At 48.6% G+C, this 4,696-nt stretch carries 4 protein-coding genes; 3 read left to right on the top strand and 1 reads right to left on the bottom strand.

Translation table 11 applies throughout. The features are described 5' to 3' along the window. The 3 genes from BACCELL_RS22055 to BACCELL_RS22045 all read left to right on the top strand — a co-directional run. The coding region (locus BACCELL_RS22055) for an ATP-binding cassette domain-containing protein (RefSeq protein WP_007214307.1) at positions 1 to 277 on the top strand (277 nt) is incomplete at its 5' end. A gap of 28 nt (positions 278 to 305) precedes the next feature. Continuing rightward, positions 306 to 1,409: an ABC transporter permease gene (locus tag BACCELL_RS22050; protein WP_007214306.1), complete on the top strand. Its 1,104-nt coding sequence runs from the start codon at positions 306 to 308 to the stop codon at positions 1,407 to 1,409. 12 nt (positions 1,410 to 1,421) lie between these two features. Continuing rightward, entirely contained in the window at positions 1,422 to 2,540 is a 1,119-nt protein-coding gene (locus BACCELL_RS22045; protein WP_007214305.1) for an ABC transporter permease, read from the top strand. 2 nt (positions 2,541 to 2,542) lie between these two features. On the opposite strand, the gene BACCELL_RS22040 is transcribed toward BACCELL_RS22045, so the two are convergent. Continuing rightward, positions 2,543 to 4,546: a tetratricopeptide repeat protein gene (locus BACCELL_RS22040; RefSeq protein WP_007214304.1), complete on the bottom strand. Its 2,004-nt coding sequence runs from the start codon at positions 4,544 to 4,546 to the stop codon at positions 2,543 to 2,545. Positions 4,547 to 4,696 lie beyond the last annotated feature (150 nt).

Raw genomic sequence — 4,696 nt, 5'->3', positions numbered from 1 at the left:
GATCGTCTTTCTGGATGAGCCGACGGGTGGGGTAGATCCTGCTACCCGTCGCCAGTTCTGGGAGCTTATTTATCAGGCTGCCGACCGGGGAATCACTGTCTTTGTCACCACCCACTTCATGGATGAGGCCGAGTATTGCGACCGTATCTCTATCATGGTGGATGGCGTGATCCGTGCTCTCGATACGCCCGATGAACTGAAACGGCAATTTAAGGTTGCTACGATGGATGATGTTTTCCAGCAGTTGGCACGGGAGGCGGTGCGTACGGCGGATTAGCCGATTCATAACATAATTAGTAAGAACAATGAAACAATTTATAGCTTTTGTCCGAAAGGAATTCTTCCATATCTTCCGCGACAGGCGAACCATGCTGATACTGCTGGGTATGCCTGTGGTGCAGATTATCCTTTTCGGCTTTGCCATAACCACGGAAGTGAAGAATGTCCGTGTCGCCATTCTCGACCCGTCGAACGATGTTGTCACCCGGCGCATTATCGACCGTCTGGATGCGAGTGAATATTTCTCCGTCACCACGAATCTGACTACTCCGGACGAGGTTGAAAAGTCTTTCAGACGGGGAGACATTGACCTGGCAGTCATCTTCAGCGAGCAATTTGCGAATCACGTTTATACCGGAGATGCTTGTGTACAGTTGGTGGCCGATGCTACCGACCCCAATACGGCGACCACACAGACCGGTTATGCCGCCAATATCATATCCTCTGCCGGACGCGAAATGCTTCCGGCGGGAATGCAGGTTTCCACTATTGTTCCCGAAGTGAAGCTGCTCTATAATCCGCAGATGAAGAGCGCCTACAACTTTGTGCCGGGTGTGATGGGACTGATCCTGATGTTGATTTGTGCCATGATGACTTCCATATCCATTGTCCGGGAGAAGGAGACGGGAACGATGGAGATACTGTTGGTTTCTCCGGTGAAGCCGCTATTCATTATTCTTGCCAAGGCGGTTCCTTACTTTGTGCTTTCGTTTGTCAACCTGACAACGATTTTGCTGCTCTCGGTCTATGTGCTCGATGTTCCCGTGGCGGGTAGCTTGTTCTGGCTGATTGTGGTATCACTGCTTTTTATCTTCGTTTCCCTGGCTCTGGGCTTGCTGATATCCTCGGTGACGCGGACGCAGGTTGCTGCCATGCTTGCATCGGGATTGATACTGATGATGCCTACTATGCTGCTCTCCGGTATGATATTCCCTATAGAGAGCATGCCCTTACTGCTTCAAGGCATCTCGGCGGTGCTTCCTGCCCGCTGGTACATTCAGGCTGTGCGGAAGCTGATGATCGAAGGAGTGGACATTTCACTGGTATTGACGGAAGTCAATATTCTTGCTGTAATGGCGGTTGCGTTGATTACGATTAGTTTCAAGAAGTTTAAGAACCGATTAGAATAGGAGAGTGGTGGTATGATAAAGTTTCTGATAGAAAAAGAATTCAAGCAGTTGCTCCGTAACTCGTTCCTGCCGAAGATGATTCTTATCTTCCCTTGTATGATTATGATACTGATGCCCTGGGCGGCAAACCTGGAGATAAAGAACATTAACCTGAACATTGTGGATAATGACCACAGCGTCCTTTCGCGCCGCCTTGTGGATAAGATCGGTGCATCCACCTATTTCCGTACAACGGCCCTTCCTGATACCTACAATGAAGGATTGCGCTCCATCGAAATCGGTTCGGCAGATATTATTTTGGAAATTCCCCGCGATTTTGAGAAGAACTGGGTGACGGGCAAAAGCCCCCGCCTGCTGGTTGCCGTCAATGCGGTGAACGGTACAAAGGGAGGATTGGGCGGCTCGTACCTGTCTTCCATCATTAATGACTATACCCGTGAACTGCAATCGGAATCACCGGCAAAGACAATCTCTGCCGGGATGGGATTGCCCCGGATTGGCATTTCAACGCAGAATCTGTATAACCCGAACCTGAACTACAAGCTCTTTATGGTTCCGGCATTGATGGTGATGTTGTTGACAATGATTTGCGGCTTTCTTCCGGCGCTCAATGTGGTAGGCGAGAAAGAAGTGGGTACTATCGAGCAGATCAATGTAACGCCTGTCTCCAAACTGACGTTTATTCTTGCCAAGCTGATACCTTATTGGCTGATAGGTTTCATTGTGCTTACGATATGTTTCTTTCTGGCATGGTTGCTCTATGGTATTCTTCCTGTGGGGCATTTCGTGACGATATACCTTTTTGCAGTGGTCTTCCTGTTCGTGGTCTCCGGATTCGGTCTGGTGATTTCCAATCATTCCGCTACGTTGCAGCAGGCCATGTTCGTCATGTGGTTCTTTATGCTGATACTGATGCTGATGAGCGGTTTGTTCACTCCCGTACACAGTATGCCGGAATGGGCACAACTGATTGCTGCGCTCAATCCGCTGAAATACTTTGTAGAGGTGATGCGTACCATTTACCTGCGGGGTGGTGGCATTGTGGAGTTACTTCCACAGTTAGGAGCATTGATAGCCTTTGCAGTATTCTTTAATCTGTGGGCGGTGAGGAGTTATAGAAAGAGTAGTTGAGATTACTCTTTCATAATCCTTTTGATTTCCGCATCCAGCGAAGCTTTCTCCGGGATATTGAGTTTCGGTCTTAACCGATAACGTATCCTGGTGACGCTGGCGGAGGCTATGCCTAATATCCGGGCTATTTCTTCGGTGCTTTGATTGAGCAGAATGAGCATACACAGCAATTCTTCATTCTTGGTGATATTGGGACACACATCGCGCAGGCGGATAAGTGCCGTAGAATAAATGCCGGAGAAGGCGACACGGAATTCAGCTTCTTCTTTGGGTGTCAGCATGGTGGGAGACAGAGTTTCCATAAGCTTGTTGAGTTCGCTACCGGATTGGTTTGAGGTTTGTATTTCAGCCAGTTGCCGAAGCAGTTCCTGGTTGTGTTCATGAAGTTCATGGCGCGATTCAAGAATTCTTTTCAATTCCTTTTCCTTTTTATCCAGGCGGATGGAGGTGATTTCGAGTTCCTTTTCGTCCAGTTGATGATGTAATTTCAGAGATCGGTGTCTGTTCCAGAACCAGGTGGCCAGGAGCAGGATAAAGAGGATGGATGCAATAGTGCCGATGGTATATGTACGGATAACACTGTTGCGCAAGGCTATACCTGCCGTGAGCAGACTATTTTCCTGTTCCACTTTCTCCGTCTCGTAACGTATATGCGAGGCTATGGATTCACGAATGGATTTCCCATGAATTACAGAGTCGATAATCATATTATAGCGGGGGAGCAGTTCTTTTGCAGCTTTCATCCTGTCGGTACGGTGGTAGCTGTCGAGCAGTAACCGGTTGTTGTGATTTTCGGTTTCCATATCTCCGCGGACTTTGGATAAGCTGACGGCTTTTTCAAGCAACGGGATGGCTTCTTGGTATTTTTCGGCTCTGTACATGGCATTTCCGTAGCCCATGTAATAGTCCAGCAGCATATAGCCGGGCACTTTATCTTTTATTTCTTCATAGTGCGTCAGGACTTTCGGCAGGGAGTCCGGAAACTGGGCTTTGGCATCCAGCTTTTCCATCTTTACACGTATTTGTCCGCGCGGATTGGTGGCTCTGATGTAGAAGCTGTCGGCAAGGTTGAGCGCGAGGAAGGCTGAGTCGATGAGGCCCATTCTTTTATAAATCAGGGCTCTCCTTTCGTACAGGCTTGCCGCCATACCCCAGGTCTCGTTATCTTCACGGAACAGGCGGAGTCCTTCATTGTTGTAATGCAAGGCTCTGTCGAAAAAGTTTAGTTCGGTGTAATTGCCGCACAGGTTGATTGCGGCGAGCATCGCCCCACGCGGATTCTGCGATTTATTGCTTTGTTCCATGACTTCCTGACAGAGGCTGATGCCTTTCTGGAACTCATTCTTCCGGATGTAGATGTTTGCCAGGTTGGCCATGGCCTGCGGATAGAGTCCGGTGTCGTCGTATGCTCCGTTTCTCATAGCTTCGGCGGCTCGCAGCAAGGCGGGTTCTGCTCGTGTTTCGGTGGAGTCGACGGCCATATAGGTGATTCCGGCGGCTATGGTGCAAAAGAGTTCACTGGAAGGATCATCATTTTCATTTATGCTCATGGCTTGGTCGAGGAGTTGGCAGGCTTCGGCACGGCGGCCGAGGGTTTGCAACATTTGTGCGTCGCATACCAAAATCTCGCGTTGGCAATGATTGGATAGTATCGGGTGGTTCATTTCCCTGAGCCGGAGGAAGTGCTTGTGTCCTTCGGCTATTCTTCGGGAATGATTGTATGCGAACATTAAGTGCCTGATTGCGTAGGACATCAGACGACGGGCGTCGTCAGGAGATAGTCCGTTGGGGTGTTGGTTGCTTTTGACGGGTAGCAGGAAGGCGGAGTCGAGTAGGGAAATAGCGCTGTCATATTCTTTGTCCAGCCGGAACTGATTGGCTTTTGCCAGTATGGCTATACTGTCTGCATGGAATTGCGCAGGAGGATGGGCGCTGCCTGGCGGCTTGTTGCAACTTACTATGCCGGATACGAGAATGATTAGCGGGAATATAAAATACTTGTTCATTTTGTTTAGGATACTTGTATAGGTCTCAAATATAAGTAAAATGGGTGGGTTATTAAAACGATAATTTGAAAATGTTAGAAAACTGATAATAAGGAAGTTTATTACCGGGAGTTATCGTATTCTTTCTAAACTCCCGGTAATTTGATGAAT

Origin of the sequence: Bacteroides cellulosilyticus DSM 14838 (assembly GCF_000158035.1) — a bacterium.
Taxonomy (GTDB): Bacteria; Bacteroidota; Bacteroidia; order Bacteroidales; family Bacteroidaceae; genus Bacteroides; species Bacteroides cellulosilyticus.
Note: the sequence above shows the minus strand (reverse complement) of the source record. Positions and strands in the feature narration are given on the sequence as shown.